The sequence below is a fragment of the Pseudomonas sp. EA_65y_Pfl1_P113 genome (assembly GCF_963970525.1).
GTDB lineage: Bacteria > Pseudomonadota > Gammaproteobacteria > Pseudomonadales > Pseudomonadaceae > Aquipseudomonas > Aquipseudomonas tritici.
Map to the genome: position 1 here is coordinate 1 of NZ_CAXAQM010000313.1, position 546 is coordinate 546.

The window sequence follows — 546 nt, forward strand, 5'->3', positions numbered from 1 at the left end:
GGACCGCCACTCGGCCGCCGTCAACCTGCCCTTGCGCGTAATGGAGGTCGTCACATCGTCAGCGTCCGTCGCCATGATCCTACTCCGCGGCGATCGCGATCTCGTCCGCCTCGACGAGATTGCTCACCCATTTTTCGGGATTGTCGGGAAAGGCGATCCGCTCGATCGCTTCGTCCATGCTCATGCCCTCTGCGATCAGCGCGTCGATCGCAGCGAATGTCCTCGGGCTCGAGGAGAAGAGCGTGGCCGAATAGGGATCGAGCACGAGGCGGCCGACAGCGAGCGTATCGGGCCCTTTGATCATGATGTCCGAATATTCGAAGCCATTGCGCTTCAGCGACCGCAGCAAGGCGTCGGTGTAATCGTCCATCTCGAAGCGATCGTGCTTCTTGAAATCCGCGATCGTCTCCGGCTTTTGCTGGAGGATGACGAACCAGTCCGAGTTCTCGAGCGCGGCGATCGAGCCGGCCGACTTGTAGTAATCATTGAGTGACTGGGTCGCGGTGACCAGCGACGCGCCGTATTTCCGGCAAGTGCGAGCATAGG

Annotated in this window: 1 pseudogene; it reads right to left on the reverse strand. The window is 60.6% G+C overall.

The window, feature by feature from the left end:
* Positions 1–79 precede the first annotated feature (79 nt).
* Positions 80–546 (reverse strand): annotated as a pseudogene (locus AACY52_RS29800) (type-IV secretion system protein TraC); the annotation flags it as partial.